Below are 17973 nucleotides of genomic sequence, written 5' to 3' on the forward strand. Positions count from 1 at the left end.
GGCACCCCCTCACCACTGCCATCGCCGTAGATCCCACTATTTTCGATCTTGTCCTGGGCTGACGTCTTCGGCCCCCTCCGCGGGGCCCTTCCCGCCGGTTGGCCGCACAGGCGCTGACCGGGCGCAACGCGATTGCAACCTCGGACCTGGCTAGCTGTCCCCTGGTGCTCTCGTCCACACCCCCGCGAAAGGACGGCACCCGGGCGGACGGTCCCCTGCCACACCGTCCGCCCCTCTGAACCCGTCCGCCCCTCTGAACACCGTGAGCGAGCTACACCGCCCAGCTCTGCCCGTCGGGGGTGTCGGAGACGCGGACGCCGAGCGCGGCGAGGTCGTCGCGGAGCCGGTCCGAGGCGGGCCAGTCGTGGGACTCGCGGGCGCGGGCCCGCTGCTCCAGGAGCTCGGCCGCGCCCGCCGGGAGCACGCGCGGTCTGCCGATCTCCGCCGACAGATCCAGGGCCAGCAGGTGGTCCAGGTGCAGGAACGACTCGAACTTGGCCCCGGGCGCGATCGAGTCGTCGCGCTCCAGCTCCCGCAGGACGCGCAGCGCCGCCGGGGTGTCGAGGTCGTCGTAGAACGCGGCCTCGGCGCGCCGGACGTACTCGGCCGCCATCGGGGCGCTCGGCGACTCCGACCACTCCGCCACCCGGCCGCGCCACCGGCGGACGGTGCGGTCGGCGGCGTGCAGGGTGTCCCAGTTGAGGTTCATCTGGTGGCGGTAGCGGTGCTCCAGGAAGGCCAGCCGCACGGCGAGCGGGTCGAGACCGGCCTCGGCGACGTCCGAGAGCAGCACCACGTTCCCCGTCGACTTGGCCATCTTGCGCCCGTCGAACAGCAGGTGCTCCCCATGCACCCAGTGGCGCACGACCTCGTGCCCGACCGCCGCGTCGGACTGGGCGCGCTCGTCCTCGTGGTGGGGGAAGCGCAGGTCGATGCCGCCGGTGTGGACGTCGATGCGCTCGCCGAGGAAGCGCAGCGACATGGCCGAGCACTCGACGTGCCAGCCGGGGAAGCCGCGCCCCCACGGGGTGTCCCAGGACAGCTCTCCCTGGGCGGCCTTCCACAGGGCCCAGTCGGCGTGGAAGCGCTTGCGCGGGTCCACCGGGCCGGGCTTGAGCGCGTCGAGTCGATTTCCGGAAATTTCGCCGTAAGTGGGGAAGGTTCGGACGTCGAAGAAGACCGAGCCGTCAGGCGTCGCGTACGCGTGCCCCTGCTCGATCAGCTTGGCGATCAGCTCGACCATCAGGTCGATCGACTCGCTCGCCCGCGGCGTGTGCTCCGGAGGCCGCAGGTTCAGCGCTGCGGCGTCCTGGTTGAACGCGTCCTCGTAGAAGCGGGCCAGCTCCCACACCGAGCGGCCCTCCGCCCGCGCCTGCATGAGGACCTTGTCCTCGCCAGCCTCGGCGTCGTCGACCAGATGGCCGACGTCGGTGACGTTCCGGCAGACCAGCACGCGTGTCCGCCGGCGCTCCAGCACCCGGCGGATCAGGTCGGCGAGCAGGTAGGAGCGCAGGTTGCCGACGTGCGCGTGACGGTAGACGGTCGGCCCGCAGGTGTACATGCGCAGCACGCGGCCGGACGCGATCTCCTCGACCTGCCTCGTGCGCGTGTCGTAGATCCGCAACATCCTCTGAGCCTAGGCCGAACCTCCCAGGAACGTGAGGATGTCGCGGTCGCCGCGTTCGCGCAGCCTGCCCAGCACCTCCTCGCGCGTGGCCGTGTCGGGCAGCCCCATGCGCGCGCCGATCAGCCGCAGCCCCTCCAGCTCGGACGTGACGGGCGCGGTGTAGCCGATGAGGTAGAGCGCGCGGTTCAGCGGTGGCATCTGGGCGGGGGCGGCAGGCAGGTAGCGGGTCAGCAGCTCGCCGCCGTCGGACACCGTCAGGAAGATGTGGTCCCCCTCGGACGCCTTGCACTCCGCCAGGACGTTCCTGATCGAGCCCATCGTCGGCTGGTTGTGCCAGGAGATCACCACGTCGCCGGACGGCGTGGCCGCGGTGAGCTGCCCGCCCGGCGCCATGCCCAGGTAGGCCGCGAACCCCGTCGGCAGCGGCGAGCCGGAGCCGCGCAGGTGCTCGGCGTTGACGTCCACGCGGTGCCACCAGCGCCCGTCGCGGCTGCGGAAGCTGCGCCGGGTCTCCGAGACGTCCTTGCGCGGCTGGTACGGCTCCGCCTCGCCGGTGGGGGACGTCCCGGCGACCCTGATCCACCCCCGCTGGGTCCGCTCAAACCCGGGCCCGCCCGAGTAGGCGCGCACCGAGCTCTCGCTGACGTCGTAGCGGGAGGTCAGGTTCGTGACGATGGTGCTGACGGACGCCTCGCCGCCGGCCCGCTCGATCTCCCTGGCGATCATCTCCCTGATCCCCAGGTACTCGTCGCCGCCCCACCTGGTCAGCCCGTACTTGTTGCGGTCGAGCCGGCGGAAGCGCTCGTCGGCGGTGAGCTGGTTGCGGATGCCGACGAGGCTGTAGTCCTCGCCGATGCGCTCCTGGATCTCCTCAGGCGTCATCGGACGCCCGACCACCGCGAGCACCGCCTCGGCCTTCTCGTTGATGCTGCGCGGCCACGGCACCACGTGCTGGTCGAGCACCCGCAGCTGCGGTACGGCCATGATCCACCGTTCGGCCACGTCCTCGCGGACGCCGAGCTGGGTGACCATGGTCACCGCCTCGCCGAGCGGGCGCGGCCCGTCGGTGAACAGCTGGCGGGTCTTCTCGCGCAGTTCGTCGGCGCCGCCCGCGACCAGCCAGCCGTCCGTCTGCTCGTAGCCGGTCAGCAGCGTGCGGACGAACCGCCAGGCCGCAATGCCCAGCGTGCGCAGGTCGCCGCGGTGCCAGGGCGCCGCCACCTGCAGCTCGTCGGCCGGGACGGCGGAGCCGAGCCTGCCGCGCAGCCAGGTGACGTGCGCCGCCAGTGGCGCCGCCTCCGGGCTGGCCAGCCACGCCTCGATGTGGTCGCGCAGGTCGCGCTCGATCTGCCTGATGCGCTCGCGCGTCACCGAGAACCGCTGCGCCAGCTCGTCCAGTGTGACGCGCTGCACGGCGTAGAGGCGGTCGCGGGCGATGGCCCGCTGCCGCTCGTCCAGGGGGACGAACACGGAGTCGATCAGGTCGGGCAGCGGCTTGTCCGGCTTCGGCTGCGTGGCGGGCACGTCGGCGACGGGTTCGAGCAGCCGCTCGAACACCCCGCTGAACAGCTTCTGCACCACGTCCTTGCCCAGCATCTGCGGCGTCCGCTCGGCCTCCGCGGGGTCGGAGAAGCGCAGCAGCGGCAGGATGTCGCCGAGCAGCAGGTGGCTCCAGCAGGCCACGGCGAGGTCGGCGAGGTGCCGGGCCACGGCCTGCGTCCCGATGACGGCGCACGCCCGGTCGAGGGGGATGGCCTGCCACCAGGCGTCGGGCAGCTGGGGCTCTTCCACGATCGGCGCGATCTGGCCAGGGGGGGTCCAGCGCAGGGGTGGAGCGAGGTCGCTCAGGCTGAGGTTCATTGCTGTCCAACCGGCAAAGGGAAGATATCCGCAGTTCAGACTATGTGATCAGAGTTCAAGAAATGGGCTTCCTCTTCCTGAATGGGATATATAGAGCATTGAACGCGCTCGGGTGCAAGCCACGAACAGCATGCTCCGCTCCCTCTGGAGGGCTCTGGCCCGGGCACCGGGATCGTCCGGCGGCGGTTCGGGCACGACGCCCTCCGCCACCCCGACCAGCACGACCCGGTCGAACTCCAGCCCCTTGAGGTTCGCGAACGTCGAGACGCGCACGTCCAGCTCTCCCAGCGCCCGCTTGGCGGCGCGCACCAGCGGCGCCGTGCGCGCCCCGACGGCGATCTCCTCCTTCGGGACGCCGCTCTCCAGCCAGGACGACACCAGCCGCGCCAGCCCGGCCAGCTCCGCCTCCAGCGAGTCGTAGGCCAGGACCACCGGACGCTCGCCGTTGCGCGTCGCGCGGAAGCCGTACAGCCCGGAAACGCCCTTGACCAGCCCGTCAGTGGGGCCACCGCCGCGCAGCCTGACGCCGAACGACAAGACCTCCTGCGACAGCCGGTAGGAGATCCGCAGCGAGTGCTGGTCGGCGGGGATGCCCACCGCGCCGAGCGTGACCCGCGTGTCGGTCACCCTCTGGTGCGGGTCGCCGACGATGAACAGGTCGTCGTGCGCGCGCGGCGCCGCCGCCCGCAGCAGCCGCCACTGCGAGGGGCTGACGTCCTGCGCCTCGTCCACCACGATGTGCCGGTACGGCTTGTGGTCCGGGTCCACGTCGTCCAGCAGGTCGCCGGTGGCCCTCGACAGCAGCCTGAGCGCCTCGTCGGTCAGCTCGGCCAGTGTGCGCGCACCCGGCCCCACCAGCGTCGGACGCCGCCCCTCCGCCTCGCCCACGATGCGCATGGCCAGCCGTTCGGCGTTGCCCACCTCCACCCGCTTGCGCGCCGCCTCGTCAGGGAGGAGCAGGTCGAGCCGGCTCGACAGGTCCTCGGTCAGCCCCTGCGAGAACGTCACGAGCAGTACCGGGCCGCGTCCGTGCCTGGCCAGGTGGGCGGCCCGGTGCAGAGCGATGATCGTCTTGCCGGTGCCCGCGCCGCCGATCACCAGGACGGGATGGTCGTAGCGGGCCGCGCGGGCCAGCCGGTGCTGCGGCGGATGCAGGAACGTGCACCAGTCGGGGGAGCCGAGCACCTGGTCGAGCTCCACCTTGTCCGCGGCGAACACCGCCCGGTCCGGGCTGCGGCGCAGCGCCGCGTGGAAGTCGGCCGGGTCGATCGGGCCGGTGTCCTCGTCGGACGCGCGGCAGCCGTCCAGCTCGCGCCACGCCTCCGACAGCGAGCCGCCACGTGCCAGCACCGCGAGCGGCACGTGCTGGGACGGCGGCAGCAGCGGTTCGAGCGCCTCCACGTCGGCCTCGGTGGTGATCAGCCGCACCAGCGGCAGGGCGCGGACGTCGATGCCCAGCGCGAGCAGGTCCCCGTCGCAGATCGGGTCGAACAGCCGCGTCTCGCCCGCGGACCTGCGTAACGCGGGCTCGACCCGCTCCAGCGCCTGCGCGTCCCACTCCTCCACGACGCCGATCACCGGGTTGACCCCGTACCTGTGGCGCTGGGCGTGCGACCACGCCTCCGGGTCAGGTAAGACCGTGAGCAGCCAGTACACGTCCCGCTGGCGTACCACCACCCCCCGGACCCCCTGGGCCAGGCGCAGGGTCGCGACCCGGGCGTCCCTGCTGCCCCGCACCCGCTCAGGGTGCGGGGCGCCCGCCGCGTTCAGCAGGAAACGGCGCAGTGCGACCATGACGTCCCTGCGCACCGGCTGGGCCAGTGCGCTGAGCTCCCTGGGAAACTCAGGGCCGATCGCGAGCCGCGGCACGGGCTCAGTCCAGGAGGGCGAGCAGGTCGCGGTCACCGCGTTCGCGGAGCCTGGTGAGCAGGTCGGGAAGGGCGACGGGGCCGGTCATGCCGATCCTGGTGGCGATCACCCTGGCCGCCTGGTCCTTGGTGCCTCCGGGGGCGGTGTAGCCGACCAGGCGGAGGGCCTTGGTGATCTTCTCGGCGCCCTGCGCGGCCACCGGCAGGTGCCTGGCCCGCAGCACGCCCTCGTCGGAGAGGGTGAGGAACAGGTGCCCGCCCTCCTTCGCGCCCACGTCCGCCAGCAGCCGCTCCACCGACTCCAGCACCGGCCTGCTGTGCCAGGTCATGGTCAGCTCGCCTGCGGCGCTCCTGACGGTCCTGCTCTCACCCGGGGACAGGCCCAGGTAGGTCGCGAACCCCGTCGGCAGCGCGCACTCGCCTCCCGACAACTGCTCGATGGTGACGTCGACGCGCAGCCACCACCTGCCGTCGGGCTGGCGGAAGCAGCGCCTGGTCTGGGAGACGTCCTTGAGCGGCTGGTATGGCTTGTCGTCCTGCTCCTCGGACGACCCGTTGGCCTCTTCCACCGCGGGCGTGGCCGTGGCGAACGCCTGGAACTGCGCGCCCGCCGGCTGCCCGTCGGCCGGCTGCGGGCCCGATGCTTGGGCACCCGGCTGTTGCGGCGCCGGAGAGGGGGCCGGAGAGGGGGCCGGCGGGAAGCTCGACGCCTGCCGGGCGGCGAACGCCGACGGCGGCTGCTGCGCCTGCTCCACCGCCCACTGCTCGACGCCGTGCCGCTCCGGATGCGGCTGGGCGCCGACTCCCTCGGAGTGTTGCTCGGCGGCCGGCGGCTCGGGACGCTGCCCGGCGGCCTGCGGCTCGGCGCTTCGCCCTGCGGCCTCGCGCTCAGGGAGCGTCGCCAGCACGAACTGCCACGCCGGGACCTCGAGGGCGCGGATCTCCTTGAGGTGCCAGTCGGCCGCGCCGATCAGGCGTTCCCTGGACGGCGACGGGCCGATCGTGCTGCGCAGCTCGCCCAGGTGCGCTCGGTACGGGGCGGCCTTGTCGTCGGCCAGCCACTCGTCGAGCCTGTCCCGCAGCCGGTTCTCGGTCGCGGAGATCTCCGCGGGCGGGACGGCGAACAGCTTCGCGAGCTGGTCCACGGCGGACGGCTCGTCGGTGAAGACCCGGTTCTGCGCCACGGCCCAGCTCTTGTCGTCCAGCCCGGCGAACGCCGCCTCGATGAGCTCAAACAGCTCCAGGCCCTCCGGGGCGGCCTGTCCATGCTCGTCGGCGGGCTCCTCGTCCTGCGTCTGCGATCCTGCGGCGGGTTCGGGGGCTTGGTCGGCGTCGTCGGCCTCCGGCTCCGATGCCTCTTCCGCGGCCCGATCCGGCGCGGGGGCCGCTACGGCGTCGAGTACCCGCTCCGGCTCCGGGGCCTCCTCGGGCTCCGACACCGGCTCGGCGGACGCGTCGAGCACCGGGCCTTCCTCAACTGCCTGCGCGGAGGACCCGTCGGGCGCCTGCGCGGGGGAGCCCTCGGGCGCCGACTCTGGGGTCTCCTCGGGCGCCGACTCCGCGTGCGCGTGGTGCGCTGGTTCGGGCTCGTCGGCCTTCCCTGGCGCGTCTTCCTCCGTGCCCTCCGGGGCCGCGTCCTGCGCCGGTGCGGACTCCTCGGACGCGACGGCCGCCTCAGAGGGCTCCTCAGAGGGCTCCCCGGCGGGCTCCTCGCCGGGCTCCTCGGTGGGCGCTGCCTCCTCGCCGACAGGCCCCTCGGCGTGCTCGACGGCGAGGAGGTCCTCCGGGGCCTCATCGGCCTCCGCGGGGGGCGCGACGACGGCGTCGCCCGCCGGGACGGCTGCGGCCGCCCTGTCGGACTCCGCGGGGGCCGCGGGGGCCTTGGCAGAGGCGGCTGCGGCGGCGGTGGGCGGCTGCGGTGCGGGCGCGTCTGTCACGGCGGGCTGTGGCGTGGGCGCGTCCGTCGCGGGCTGGAGGGCGGGCGCGAGGTCCGAGGGGTGTGCGTGGCCCGGCGTGGCACGCACACCTGGGGCGACGCGCACCAGCACCGCCGAGAAGAGCGTGTTGAGCACCGAGCGGGCCTGGATGAACGGCTGGTCCTTGAGCTCCCTGCCCGTCATCGCCAGCAGCCCCGGCCACGAGCCCGCGCGGTCGAGCGCGATCGCGATGTGCGGCTCGTCCGCCTCGTCGGGGTCGAGCACGTACAGCGCAGGCAGGACGTCGCCCACGGCGGCGGCCGGCCAGTGCTCGAGGGCGATCTCCGTCAGGAGCTCGCCCAGCGACTCGGGGCCGATGGCCGCGAGCACGCGCGGCATGGGCAGGCTGCGCCACCAGGCGTCCGGAAGGTCCGGCTGCCCGGTGAGTAGTGTGATCGTGGACGCGTCGCTCCACCTCAACGGTGGTACGAGGTCGCTCAGGCAGAAGTTCATCCCGTTCCGTTCACCAGCCCCTCACGCCGCCGTAGCGGTGCAGCCATGACTTCGCCGCCCACGGAACAGACCATAGTCTGGCAAAACTGACCTACGCATCCTTGACTACGCATCAGCGCCGAACAGCGGCGAACCGCAGACGCACGTAGTCGGCCATCCAGCCGGTTTCCCTGCGTAGAGCCGGTGCGGCCAGCTCGTTGACCCGTCCGAGCAGCGGCTCGACGATTTCCGGTGGCAGCCCCTCGAGCACCGAGGAGGCGAACATCCGCACCCAGTCGGCGGCCCCGCGCGGGCACTCGTCGAGCGGGGTCGGCCGGTCGAAGTACTCGAGCACCCGGACCACGAAGCCCTCCTGCTCCAGGCGGCGGGCGTACTCGGCCGGCGTGGGAAAGTACCACGGCAGGTCGGGCTCGCGCAGGCCGTACTCGCGCCAGGCGGTCAGCATCGCGGCGGTCAGCTCCGCGCAGTTGCCCGCGCCGCCCATCTCCGCCACGAAGCGCCCGCCGGGGGTGAGCGCCTGGTGGATGTTGGCGATGACCATGCCGGGCTCGCGGTTCATCCAGTGCAGCGCGGCGTTGGAGAAGACGGCGTCGTAGGCGTCGGCGACGGTGAAGTCATGACCGTCGCCGACGATGAAGTCGATGCCCGGGTGCTGGGCGAGCGCCTTCTCGATCATCGCGGAGGAGCCGTCGATGCCGAGCACGTCGGCGCCCCGCGCGGCGATCTGGGCGGTGAGCACGCCGGTGCCGCAGCCGAGGTCGAGCACGCGCTCGCCCGGTCGCGGGTCGAGCAGGTCCACCAGCGGCGCGCCCTGGGTGGAGACGTAGCCGAAACTGCTGTCGTGGACGCGACTGTGCCACCGGTTCAGGCTCGGTGTGTCGTATCGCAAGACGATCAGCTCTCATTCGTCAGACATCGGGCCCCCGTGGCCGTGCTGTCCGTTTACTTTAGAGGCTGAAAGTCTCTACGACATATCAAGTCACAATGGTCTCATCCCACACGTTGGGCCCACTGCCTCTTCAGGTAGGACTTAGCGGCATCTGTCTGCGGGATCGTGAGCAGCACGGGCGGGCCGGGCGCGGCCGGTAGCTTGGCGGCCTGCTCGGTGTCGAGGGTGCCCCGCATCAGCATCGCCTCGCCACGCACCGGACGGGCATAGCCCTTCTGCAGCAGGTTCTGGCCCTCGTCCGAGAAGAGGAACTCCTCCCAGAGCCGCGCGGCGGCCGGATGGGGGGCGTCCTTGTAGATCGCCTCGATGTGGTAGCCGCCGAGCGGCGCGTCGCGGGGGATCGTCACCTTCCACGCCTCGGCGTTCTTGGCGCTGCGGGCCGCGTTGAGGTGGTCCCAGTCGACGATCACGTTGGCCTTGGCCGGGTCGGTGAGCCTGCCCTCCCGCTTGAGCTTGGTGAACAGCTCGACCCCCTGTGCGGGCTGCGGCTCGCCGCCGCGCAGGGAGGCGGCCATCACGCCGTCGAAGGCCGCCACGGAGCGCAGCGGGTCGCCGTCGAGCGCCACCTTGTAGTCGGGCTTGAGCAGGTCGGCGAAGGACGCGGGCGCCGCGACGGCCCGCGGGTCGTACCCGAGGGACATGTAGCTGCCGTAGCCCGCGTACCAGGCCCCGGACAGGTCCTTGACGTGGTCGGGCACGTCCTGCCAGCCCTGCACCTTGTACGGCGCGAACTTGCGGGCGTTGGCCACGGCGACGTCCAGGGTCAGGTCGAACACGTCGGGCTTGAGCTGCGCGGCGGCGTCGATCTCGCGCCTGCTGTTGGCGGTGGGCTCCAGCTCGGTCACCTTGATGCCGTACTTGCCGGCGAAGGTGTCGATGATCTCGCCGAAGTTCACCCAGTCGCGGGGCAGCGCGATGACGTTGAGCGCGCCCTCCTGCTTGGCGGTCTCGACGAGCCTGTCCATCGTGCCGAAGCCCTGCTTCAGCGACGAGGCCTTGGCGTTGACGGGCGGGGGCGGCTTGGATTCCGTGGTGGACGCGCCGCATCCGGCGCTGGCGAGGATGGCTGCTGCGGCGGCACAGATACGTACGGTCACACAGTGAATACTCGCCGCTACCGGCGCCCAGGTCGAGGAGGCGCGGCGGGAACCACCCTGGCTGCCACCAGCGAGTCTTCGTCGATCTCCACCAGGGTGCCGTCGCGTTTGCGTAGACTGAGCATGCCGCCGGACCAGGATTCGAGGATCCCCACCGCGTCGCGAAACCCTTCGGGAACCCGCCTGCGCGTGGTGATCCGGGCGCCGATGTCCGCGGGTGTGACGGCGATCACAAGGCGACCGGCCACGAGTTTGCCACCCTCCGTTTCGGCCTGTTGGCAAGCACGGCAATACTAGGGCGTAGCAAACCGCGGTCAGTCATGCCATGGTGCGGAGAGAAGGAGCTCGAGGTGACCTACGTCATCGCGCAGCCTTGCGTGGACGTCCTGGACAAGGCGTGCATCGAGGAATGCCCTGTCGATTGCATCTACGAGGGCGAACGCATGCTTTATATCCACCCCGACGAGTGCGTGGACTGCGGCGCGTGTGAGCCAGTGTGCCCCGTCGAGGCGATCTTCTACGAGGACGACCTTCCCGAGCAGTGGAAGGACTACTACAAGGCCAATGTCGACTTCTTCGAGGACCTCGGCTCGCCCGGCGGCGCCTCCAAGGTCGGCAAGGTCGAGAAGGACCACCCGCTGGTGGCCGCCCTTCCGCCGCAGGCCGAGGAGCACTAGCCCGCTGGCGGGGCCGCCCCAGGGCGCGCCCCGCCCGGTACGGCTCGCACCACCGAAACCTGGAGAATCGTGAACACACTGCCTGACTTCCCCTGGGACCGGCTGGAGCCGTACAAGGAACGCGCGCGAGCGCACCACGACGGCATCGTCGACCTCTCGGTCGGCACGCCCGTCGACCCGGTGCCGGCGATCGTCCAGGACGCGCTGGCGGGGGCCGCCGACAGTCCCGGCTACCCGCTCACGCACGGCACCCGGGCGCTGCGCGAGTCCGCCGCGGGCTGGCTCGCGCGCAGGCACGGCGTCACCGTCGACGAGCGCGACGTGCTGCCGCTGATCGGCTCCAAGGAGTTCGTCGCCTGGCTGCCCACCTACCTGGGCGCCAAGCGGGTGGTCTTCCCCGAGCTGGCGTACCCGACCTACGACGTGGGCGCCCGGCTGGCCGGGGCCTCTGCGGTGGCGTCCGACGGGCTGCTGGCGCTCGGCCCGGAGCGGGTCGACCTGGTCTGGGTGAACTCGCCGGGCAACCCGACGGGCAAGGTGCTGCCCGTCGAGCACCTGCGCAAGGTGGTGGCCTGGGCGCGCGAGCGCGGCGCGGTCGTCGCCTCCGACGAGTGCTACCTGGAGCTGGGCTGGGAGGAACAGCCCGTCTCGATCCTGCACCCCGACGTGTGCGAGGGCTCCCACGAGGGGCTGCTCGCCGTCCACTCGCTCTCCAAGCGCTCGAACCTGGCGGGCTACCGCGCCGGCTTCGTGACCGGCGATCCCGTCCTGGTGAAGCGGCTGCTCGAGATCCGCAAGCACGCGGGCATGATCATGCCGGCGCCCGTCCAGGCCGCGATGACGGCCGCGCTCGGCGACGACGCGCACGCCGTCGAGCAGCGCGAGCGCTACGCCGCGCGCCGGGCGCTGCTGCGGCCCGCCCTGGAGCGGGCGGGCTGGCGCGTCGACCACTCGACCGCGGGGCTGTACCTGTGGGCGTCCAACGGGGAGAACGCCTGGGACCAGGTAAGCAAGCTCTCCGAAATCGGGATTTTGGTCGCGCCGGGTGATTTCTATGGAACGGCCGGTGAGCTGCACGTTCGCGTAGCCGTGACCGCCACGGACGAACGAGTCGCTGCGGCGGTGCGCCGCCTCCAGTAGGATCGCGCGGCAGATACGCAGACGTACAGCAACATAGAGCGTTAGCCGGGGCAGACCGCGAGTGGAGCGAGCTGAACGATGAGCGGGACCTCCATGGTCGTACTCGGGCTGAGCATCGCCACCGTCCTCCTCCTGCTTGGGGCCTTCATGGCCACCATGCGCCAGGACAGGAAGGGCCGCCCGAGCGCGCCGCCGGTCGAGCCGGCCTCACGAGAGGCTCCGCTGTCGGCGCCGGTGAGCGCACCGGGGCATGCGGGGTCCGACTACGCCGATCCCCGTACGATCAAGGTCGGCGATCGGATCGAGGTGCACGGCTCGCAGTTTCGCGCGCTCGGCGCCCTGTACATCTCCTGGCAGGGGCAGGAATGGATCGAGTTCCTGCTGCGCGACCGCCGCACCCGACGCCACGAGTGGCTGTCGGTGCAGGTGCACCAGGGCCAGGCTCCCGGCGAGCCGCCGCACCTGGAGGTGCTGGTCTGGACCGACGTGCCCACCCAGGGCATGGTGCCCGCCAAGAGCATGCTGATCATGGACGGCGTCGAGTTCTTCCCGATCGAGCGCGGCACGGCCGCCTTCAGGTCCGAGGGTGACACCGGCTACCCCGAAAGGGGGCTGCTCGACTTCGCCGACTACCGCGCCTCCGACGGGCGGCTGCTCTCCTTCGAACGCGTCCAGGGTCGCTCATGGACCGCCGGCTACGCCAGGCCGCTGGCGCCCGGCTCGATAGCCATCGTCAGCCGCGCCCGCTAGGACAGCTCCACCTGCTTGGCGGACGCCTTGCCGCCCGACTGCCAGCCGTCGGCCTCCAGGTTGTTCGAGATGCTGTTCGACCACGTCGCGCCGCTGAAGCCGACCTGGCGCAGGCCGTACTTCTGCGCGTGGGCCACCGACCAGGCGGCGATCAGCCAGCCGCGCTTCGGCGTGGTGACCGAGGTGTCGCCGAGCGCCCTGGCGAGCTGGCGGCGGGCCTCGTCGGTCTTCGGCTGCGGAGCCGGGGTCTGCGTCTTGCTCGGCGGGTACCAGCACCGCACGGCCTTGGGGATGCGCCCGGTGAACGCCGCCGCGAGGATCCGCGCGTCCTCCTCGTGCTGGGCGTAGGCGTAGCCGGCCGCGGACCGCTGCACGGCCTGGGCCGCGTCCTCGAGCTTGAGCTTGCGGTAGTTCTTCACCTTCACCAGCGCCGCGAAGAACTTGTTCGTCGCGTAGACCGGGTCCATCAGCTGCTTCTTCGTCCCCCACCCCTGCGACTCGCGCTGCTGGAACACGCCGACGGAGTCGCGGTCGCCGTAGTCGAGGTTGTACAGCTTCGACTCCTGCAACCCGGTGACGTATGCGATCATCACGGCCCGCTCGGGCAGCCGTCTGCGCTCGGCTACGGCCGCGATGGTCGCCGCGATCTCCGCCTGCTCGGGGTCGAGGTCGCGCTCTCCCCTGGGCGTCTTCACGATGCAGTGGGCTTCGGGGACGGCCAGCGGCTTCGCCTTCTTGAGCAGGGTGTACAGCGCCATGGACACGCCGATCGCGAGAACGATGACGATGACCGCGATCGTGATGACCCCGCGAGAGAAGCGCACGTGCACCCTGAGAAACCTACCTGGCCAGATAGGCTCCGTGGCCATGAGCCACCAGAGCGTCCCGTCACCGCTGCCCGCCGCCGTGGACGAGCTATGGGAGCGCCGCGCGGAGCTTTCGCCGCGCGACGTCGACGCGCGGGCCGTGGTGGTCGGCGCGGTCGACCTGCTCGACGAGGGCAAGGCGCGGGTCGCCCGGGTGTCGGACGACGGCGAGGTGGTCGTGGACGAGCGGGCCAAGCGGGCGATTCTGCTCGCCTTCAAGGTGCTCGGCATGGCCAGGTCGCAGGTCGGCGACTTCCACCACCACGACAGAGTGCCGTTGAAGTCCCGGTTCGACGGGGTGCGCGTGGTGCCGGGGGCGATCGCCCGCTGGGGCTCCTACCTGGCGCCCGGTGTGGTGCTGATGCCGTCGTTCACGAACATCGGCGCGTACGTCGACTCCGGGACGATGATCGACACGTGGGCCACGGTGGGGTCCTGCGCCCAGGTCGGGAAGAACGTCCACCTGTCGGGCGGGGCGGGGCTCGGCGGCGTGCTGGAGCCGCCCAACGCCGTGCCGGTCGTGGTGGAGGACGACGCGCTGATCGGCAGCCGGGCGATGATCGTGGAAGGCGCCCGGGTGGGCCGCGGCGCGGTCGTGGGGGCCGGGACGATCCTTTCGGCGTCCATCCCGGTGATCGACGTGCAGACCGGCGAGGAGCTGGCCCGCGGGCGCGTCCCCGACTGGTGCGTGGCCGTGGGCGGCACCCGGCAGAAGGAGTTCCCCGGCGGCACGTTCGGCCTGCCCTGCGTGCTGGTGATGAAGCGGCTGGAGCCGGGGCAGCGGCATGACAAGGCGGCGCTCAACGAGGTGCTGCGCGAACACGGAGTGAACACCTGATGCTTGACCTGACGCAGGACGTGCGGACACTGACCGCCGCGATCGTGGACATCGAGTCGGTGAGCGGCGCGGAGAAGGAGCTGGCCGACCAGGTCGACGAGGCGCTGCGGACACTGCCGCACCTGACCGTCGACAGGTCGGGCGAGACGATCGTGGCCCGCACCGAGCTGGGGCGCGGTGAGCGCGTCCTGATCGCCGGCCACCTCGACACGGTGCCGGTCGCCGCGAACCTGCCGAGCCGCGTCGAGGGCGACCGGCTCTACGGCTGCGGCACGTCCGACATGAAGGCGGGGGTTGCGGTCGCGCTGCGGCTCGCGGCCGGCCTCGCCGAGCCGAACCGTGACGTCACCTATGTCTTCTACGACTGCGAGGAGATCGAGGCCGAGCGGAACGGGCTGACCAGGGTCGCCCGCGACCACCCAGACTGGCTGGCCGCCGACTTCGCGGTGCTGATGGAGCCGACCGACGGCGTGATCGAGGGCGGCTGCCAGGGCACGCTGAGAGCCGAGATCGTGGTGACCGGCAAGCGTTCGCACAGCGCCAGGTCGTGGTTCGGCCTCAACGCCATCCACCGCGCCGAGCCGGTGCTGGCCAGGCTGAACGCCTACGAGGCCAGACTGCCGGTGGTCGACGGGCTGGAGTACCACGAGGGGCTGAACGCGGTCGCCGTGCACGGCGGCGTGGCGGGCAACGTGATCCCGGACGAGTGCGTGGTCACGGTCAACTACCGCTTCGCGCCCGACCTGTCGGCCGAGCAGGCGCGCCAGCACGTGCGCGAGGTGTTCGACGGGTTCGAGATCCGCTTCGTCGACGCCGCTCCTGCCGCCAGGCCCGGCCTCACCCATCCGGTGGCCGCGGCCTTCACGGCGGCGGTCGGCGGCGAGCCGCGCGCCAAGCTGGGCTGGACGGACGTCGCCCGCTTCTCGGGCCTGGGGATTCCGGCCGTCAACTACGGCCCCGGAGACCCGAACCTGGCGCATCAGCAGGGGGAGTACGTGTCGCTCGCCAAGATCGTGGAGAGCGAGCGAGCGATGGTCGACTGGCTCACAACGTGAAAGTGGCCTTCCTCGCCGGCCATTTGGCGGGGAAAGCCACTTTCAGTCCCGAGCAGCACCCTCGGCAGTTAGACGCGGGCAGGTCGAAATTCGGTTCCCTGCTTTTTTCAAGAATTTTTAGATGCTTGAAAAGGTTAGCTGAGCAGGGAAAACGGCCGTTCGACGCGGGGAGCGGGTGAAGCGGGCTAGCGTGTCGGCATGAAACAGACACGTCCTGAGCGTCGTCAGGGGCAGGCCGTGGTCCGCGGCAGTCTCGTGCCCCAATCGACCTACGACCAGCGCCTGCTCGACACCCAGGGCCCGGCCGACTGGGTGCACCAGGACCCGTGGCGGGTGCTGCGCATCCAGGCGGAGTTCGTGGAGGGCTTCGGCGCGCTGGCCGAGCTGCCCAGGGCCGTCACCGTCTTCGGCTCGGCCCGCACCCACGAGGGCTCGTCCGACTACGCGATGGGCCGCCGCCTGGGCAGGGCGCTGGCGGAGGCCGGGTACGCGGTGATCACCGGTGGCGGGCCCGGCGTCATGGAGTCGGCGAACCGGGGTGCCTCCGACGTCGAGGGCGCCGTCTCGGTGGGGCTGGGCATCGAGCTGCCGTTCGAGCAGCGCCTGAACGACTTCGTGGACCTCGGCATCGAGTTCCGCTACTTCTTCGTGCGCAAGACGATGTTCCTGAAGTACTCGTGCGGTTTCATCGCCCTGCCCGGCGGCTTCGGCACGCTCGACGAGCTGTTCGAGGCCCTCACGCTGGTGCAGACGCGCAAGGTCACCTCCTTCCCCGTGGTGCTGATGGGCTCGGAGTTCTGGGGCGGCATGCTGACCTGGATCAAGGAGTCGCTGCTCGGCACCGGCAAGATCGCCGCCCATGACCTCGACCTCATCTCCCTCACCGACGACGTCGACGAGGCCGTGCGCATAATCGTGGACGCCGACCTGGCCCGGTCGAAGCAGCAACTGGAGGAGCTGGAAGCCGCTGCGGCCCAGGAAGCCGAACCCCAATAGGCTCATATTTCGTGAATATCTGCGTCTACTGCGCCTCCAGTCTGAAGATCGACCAGAAGTACCTCACCCTCGCCGCAGAGGTCGGCGCCGAGCTCGCCAGGCGTGGTCACACGCTGGTGAGCGGCGGCGCCACCGTCTCCTGCATGGGCGCCGTCACCGCGGCCACCAGACGGGCGGGCGGCCGCACGATCGGCGTGATCCCGCAGGTGCTGGTGGACATCGAGGTCGCCGACAGGGACTCCAACGAGCTGATCGTCACCGCCGACATGCGCGAGCGCAAGGGCGTCATGGACGCCCGCTCCGACGCCTTCCTGGTGCTGCCCGGCGGCATCGGCACCCTTGAGGAACTGTTCGAGATGTGGACGTCCCGCGTCCTCGGCATCCACGACCGCCCCCTGGTGATCCTCGACCCGTGGGGCCTGTACACGCCGCTGCGCCAACTGGTGGAGAACATGTACGAGGAGGGCTTCACCAGGGCCAACGTCTTCGACGCGATCTCGTGGACGACCACGATCGACGACGCGTTCACCCACCTGGAGCGGCGGGCCCAGCCGGTGCGTCCGAGCGTGGCGGAACTGGGCGAGGCCGCGGGCTGACAGAGCGGCGAGACGGGTCCGGAGAGGTACCGGTCGCGGTAAGTGCGGGGCTCGTGCCTCGATGGTATGAGTACGATGCCAATGTGCTGGTCGTACTCGCCATCGCCGCGCTCGCCATCCTGGCCGCCGTGGTCCTGGTCTCCCTGGGCAAAGGCGGTGAGCTGACCGAGTTCCCGCCGGACGTGCCACCCCTCGACCTCCCCGAGCCGGGGCAGCTCACGGCCGTCGACTTCATGGCGCTGCAGCTGCCGGTGAACCTGGTGGGCTATCACACGCAGAGCGTCGACGAGGCCCTGCGCAGGGCCGCGAACGCGATCAGCGCCCGCGACACCCGGATCGCCGTGCTGGAACAGCGGGTCTCCGAACTGCTGTCCGCCAGGCTGTACGCCCGCCAGGAGGTCTACGCGGCCCCGGGCAGCGGCCCGCGCACCGACCACGAGCCCGAGGCTCCCGCCGCGCCGAGAGAGCTCCCAGAGGACGGCGACCCGGAGCCCGCGGCTGTGACCGCCGACGTCGAGCCCGAGCCCGCGACACCCGCGGCCGCCGACGTCGAGCCTGAACAGGAAGCGGAGCCCGTGCGCGCCGCGCTGGGCAAGGACGGGGACGAGCGTTCGTGACGGATATGATCCGCTGCACCTGGGCCGGCATGACCGACCCGCTCTACATGACCTACCACGACGAGGAGTGGGGCAAGCCGGTCACCGGCGACGACCGCGTCTTCGAGCGGGTCAGCCTGGAGGCGTTCCAGTCGGGCCTGTCGTGGCTGACGATCCTGCGCAAGCGGGAGAACTTCCGGGCGGCCTTCGACCGGTTCTCCATCTCCAAGGTGGCCGCCTACACCGAGCAGGACGTCGAGCGGCTGCTCGGCGACCCTGGCATCGTGCGCAACAGGGCCAAGGTGGAGGCCGCGATCAGCAACGCCAGGGCCGCGCTAGAGCTGGCCGACGGGCTGTCGGAGCTGGTCTGGCGGTACGCCGACCCCGGCTCGCCGGTCCCCGTGACCATGGCCGACATCCCCGCCGTCACCCCGGCGTCCAAGGCGCTGGCCAAGGAGCTGAAGAAGCACGGGTTCAGGTTCGTCGGCCCGACCACCGCGTACGCGCTGATGCAGGCCATCGGCCTGGTCAACGACCACATCAAGGGCTGCGTGGCCCGCGACGGCGGCGTCGTCCCGGCCGCGGGCTGACGGCGGCACGCGCCGCCGCGCCGCCGTGGCGGCTCGCCG

At 71.4% G+C, this 17973-nt stretch carries 17 protein-coding genes; 9 read left to right on the plus strand and 8 right to left on the minus strand.

The window, feature by feature from the left end; all coding sequences use genetic code 11:
* Window positions 1-271 precede the first annotated feature (271 nt).
* From cysS to ABZ297_RS10970, 7 genes are all read right to left on the minus strand, one after another.
* On the minus strand, window positions 272-1627 hold the full coding sequence (cysS, locus tag ABZ297_RS10940; protein WP_355342854.1) for a cysteine--tRNA ligase: 1356 nt from the start codon (window positions 1625-1627) through the stop codon (window positions 272-274).
* Window positions 1628-1636: 9 nt separating this feature from the next.
* On the minus strand, window positions 1637-3487 hold the full coding sequence (locus tag ABZ297_RS10945; RefSeq protein ID WP_355342857.1) for a sigma factor-like helix-turn-helix DNA-binding protein: 1851 nt from the start codon (window positions 3485-3487) through the stop codon (window positions 1637-1639).
* A 48-nt stretch (window positions 3488-3535) separates the two neighbouring features.
* Window positions 3536-5356 carry a UvrD-helicase domain-containing protein gene (locus tag ABZ297_RS10950; protein ID WP_355342860.1) on the minus strand — a complete coding sequence of 607 codons (1821 nt, stop codon included), beginning with the start codon at window positions 5354-5356 and terminating at the stop codon, window positions 3536-3538.
* Between the two features lie 4 nt (window positions 5357-5360).
* Complete coding sequence (locus ABZ297_RS10955; RefSeq protein ID WP_355342863.1) at window positions 5361-7784, minus strand: hypothetical protein; 2424 nt, start codon at window positions 7782-7784, stop codon at window positions 5361-5363.
* A 112-nt stretch (window positions 7785-7896) separates the two neighbouring features.
* Window positions 7897-8673: a class I SAM-dependent methyltransferase gene (locus tag ABZ297_RS10960; protein ID WP_355342866.1), complete on the minus strand. Its 777-nt coding sequence runs from the start codon at window positions 8671-8673 to the stop codon at window positions 7897-7899.
* A 101-nt stretch (window positions 8674-8774) separates the two neighbouring features.
* On the minus strand, window positions 8775-9830 hold the full coding sequence (locus ABZ297_RS10965; RefSeq protein ID WP_355342869.1) for an ABC transporter substrate-binding protein: 1056 nt from the start codon (window positions 9828-9830) through the stop codon (window positions 8775-8777).
* 17 nt (window positions 9831-9847) lie between these two features.
* Window positions 9848-10078, minus strand: a complete 231-nt coding sequence (locus ABZ297_RS10970; RefSeq protein WP_355342872.1) for a hypothetical protein — start codon at window positions 10076-10078, stop codon at window positions 9848-9850.
* Between the two features lie 102 nt (window positions 10079-10180).
* On the opposite strand from ABZ297_RS10970, the gene fdxA reads away from it, so the two are divergent.
* The 3 genes from fdxA to ABZ297_RS10985 all read left to right on the plus strand — a co-directional run bounded on the left by fdxA (window position 10181) and on the right by ABZ297_RS10985 (window position 12397).
* Complete coding sequence (gene fdxA / locus ABZ297_RS10975) at window positions 10181-10507, plus strand: ferredoxin (protein WP_355342875.1); 327 nt, start codon at window positions 10181-10183, stop codon at window positions 10505-10507.
* A gap of 69 nt (window positions 10508-10576) precedes the next feature.
* Entirely contained in the window at window positions 10577-11647 is a 1071-nt protein-coding gene (gene dapC / locus ABZ297_RS10980; protein ID WP_355342878.1) for a succinyldiaminopimelate transaminase, read from the plus strand.
* 78 nt (window positions 11648-11725) lie between these two features.
* A complete protein-coding gene (locus ABZ297_RS10985) occupies window positions 11726-12397 on the plus strand; it encodes a DUF4178 domain-containing protein (protein ID WP_355342881.1) in 672 nt (223 codons plus the stop codon).
* Here the strand turns inward: ABZ297_RS10985 and ABZ297_RS10990 are convergent.
* On the minus strand, window positions 12394-13221 hold the full coding sequence (locus ABZ297_RS10990; RefSeq protein WP_355342884.1) for a hypothetical protein: 828 nt from the start codon (window positions 13219-13221) through the stop codon (window positions 12394-12396). The two genes, ABZ297_RS10985 and ABZ297_RS10990, sit on opposite strands and share 4 nt — an antisense overlap.
* A gap of 43 nt (window positions 13222-13264) precedes the next feature.
* Here ABZ297_RS10990 and ABZ297_RS10995 point away from each other — a divergent pair, with 43 nt between their 5' ends.
* The 6 genes from ABZ297_RS10995 (at window position 13265) to ABZ297_RS11020 (ending at window position 17934) form a co-directional block, all read left to right on the plus strand.
* Window positions 13265-14101, plus strand: a complete 837-nt coding sequence (locus ABZ297_RS10995; RefSeq protein ID WP_355342887.1) for a 2,3,4,5-tetrahydropyridine-2,6-dicarboxylate N-succinyltransferase — start codon at window positions 13265-13267, stop codon at window positions 14099-14101.
* On the plus strand, window positions 14101-15156 hold the full coding sequence (dapE, locus tag ABZ297_RS11000) for a succinyl-diaminopimelate desuccinylase (RefSeq protein ID WP_355342890.1): 1056 nt from the start codon (window positions 14101-14103) through the stop codon (window positions 15154-15156). The genes ABZ297_RS10995 and dapE overlap by 1 nt, the downstream gene beginning before the upstream one ends.
* A gap of 198 nt (window positions 15157-15354) precedes the next feature.
* A complete protein-coding gene (locus tag ABZ297_RS11005) occupies window positions 15355-16152 on the plus strand; it encodes a TIGR00730 family Rossman fold protein (RefSeq protein WP_355342893.1) in 798 nt (265 codons plus the stop codon).
* Window positions 16153-16163: 11 nt separating this feature from the next.
* Window positions 16164-16748 (plus strand): TIGR00730 family Rossman fold protein, encoded by a 585-nt coding sequence (locus tag ABZ297_RS11010; RefSeq protein ID WP_355342895.1) that lies wholly within the window; start codon window positions 16164-16166, stop codon window positions 16746-16748.
* 83 nt (window positions 16749-16831) lie between these two features.
* Window positions 16832-17365: a hypothetical protein gene (locus ABZ297_RS11015; protein WP_355342898.1), complete on the plus strand. Its 534-nt coding sequence runs from the start codon at window positions 16832-16834 to the stop codon at window positions 17363-17365.
* A gap of 5 nt (window positions 17366-17370) precedes the next feature.
* A complete protein-coding gene (locus ABZ297_RS11020) occupies window positions 17371-17934 on the plus strand; it encodes a DNA-3-methyladenine glycosylase I (protein ID WP_355343025.1) in 564 nt (187 codons plus the stop codon).
* The last annotated feature ends 39 nt before the right edge of the window (window positions 17935-17973 follow it).

This window comes from Nonomuraea sp. NPDC005983 (assembly GCF_040614375.1).
In the GTDB taxonomy this organism is placed as follows: domain Bacteria; phylum Actinomycetota; class Actinomycetes; order Streptosporangiales; family Streptosporangiaceae; genus Nonomuraea.

Coding starts and splice junctions, on each gene's coding strand:
- dapE (WP_355342890.1), top strand. CDS start 14,101: ATGCTTGACCTGACGCAGGACGTGCGGACACTGACCGCCGCGATCGTG.
- ABZ297_RS10985 (WP_355342881.1), top strand. CDS start 11,726: ATGAGCGGGACCTCCATGGTCGTACTCGGGCTGAGCATCGCCACCGTC.
- ABZ297_RS10945 (WP_355342857.1), bottom strand. CDS start 3,487: ATGAACCTCAGCCTGAGCGACCTCGCTCCACCCCTGCGCTGGACCCCC.
- ABZ297_RS11005 (WP_355342893.1), top strand. CDS start 15,355: ATGAAACAGACACGTCCTGAGCGTCGTCAGGGGCAGGCCGTGGTCCGC.
- ABZ297_RS10995 (WP_355342887.1), top strand. CDS start 13,265: ATGAGCCACCAGAGCGTCCCGTCACCGCTGCCCGCCGCCGTGGACGAG.
- ABZ297_RS10955 (WP_355342863.1), bottom strand. CDS start 7,784: ATGAACTTCTGCCTGAGCGACCTCGTACCACCGTTGAGGTGGAGCGAC.
- ABZ297_RS11020 (WP_355343025.1), top strand. CDS start 17,371: ATGATCCGCTGCACCTGGGCCGGCATGACCGACCCGCTCTACATGACC.
- cysS (WP_355342854.1), bottom strand. CDS start 1,627: ATGTTGCGGATCTACGACACGCGCACGAGGCAGGTCGAGGAGATCGCG.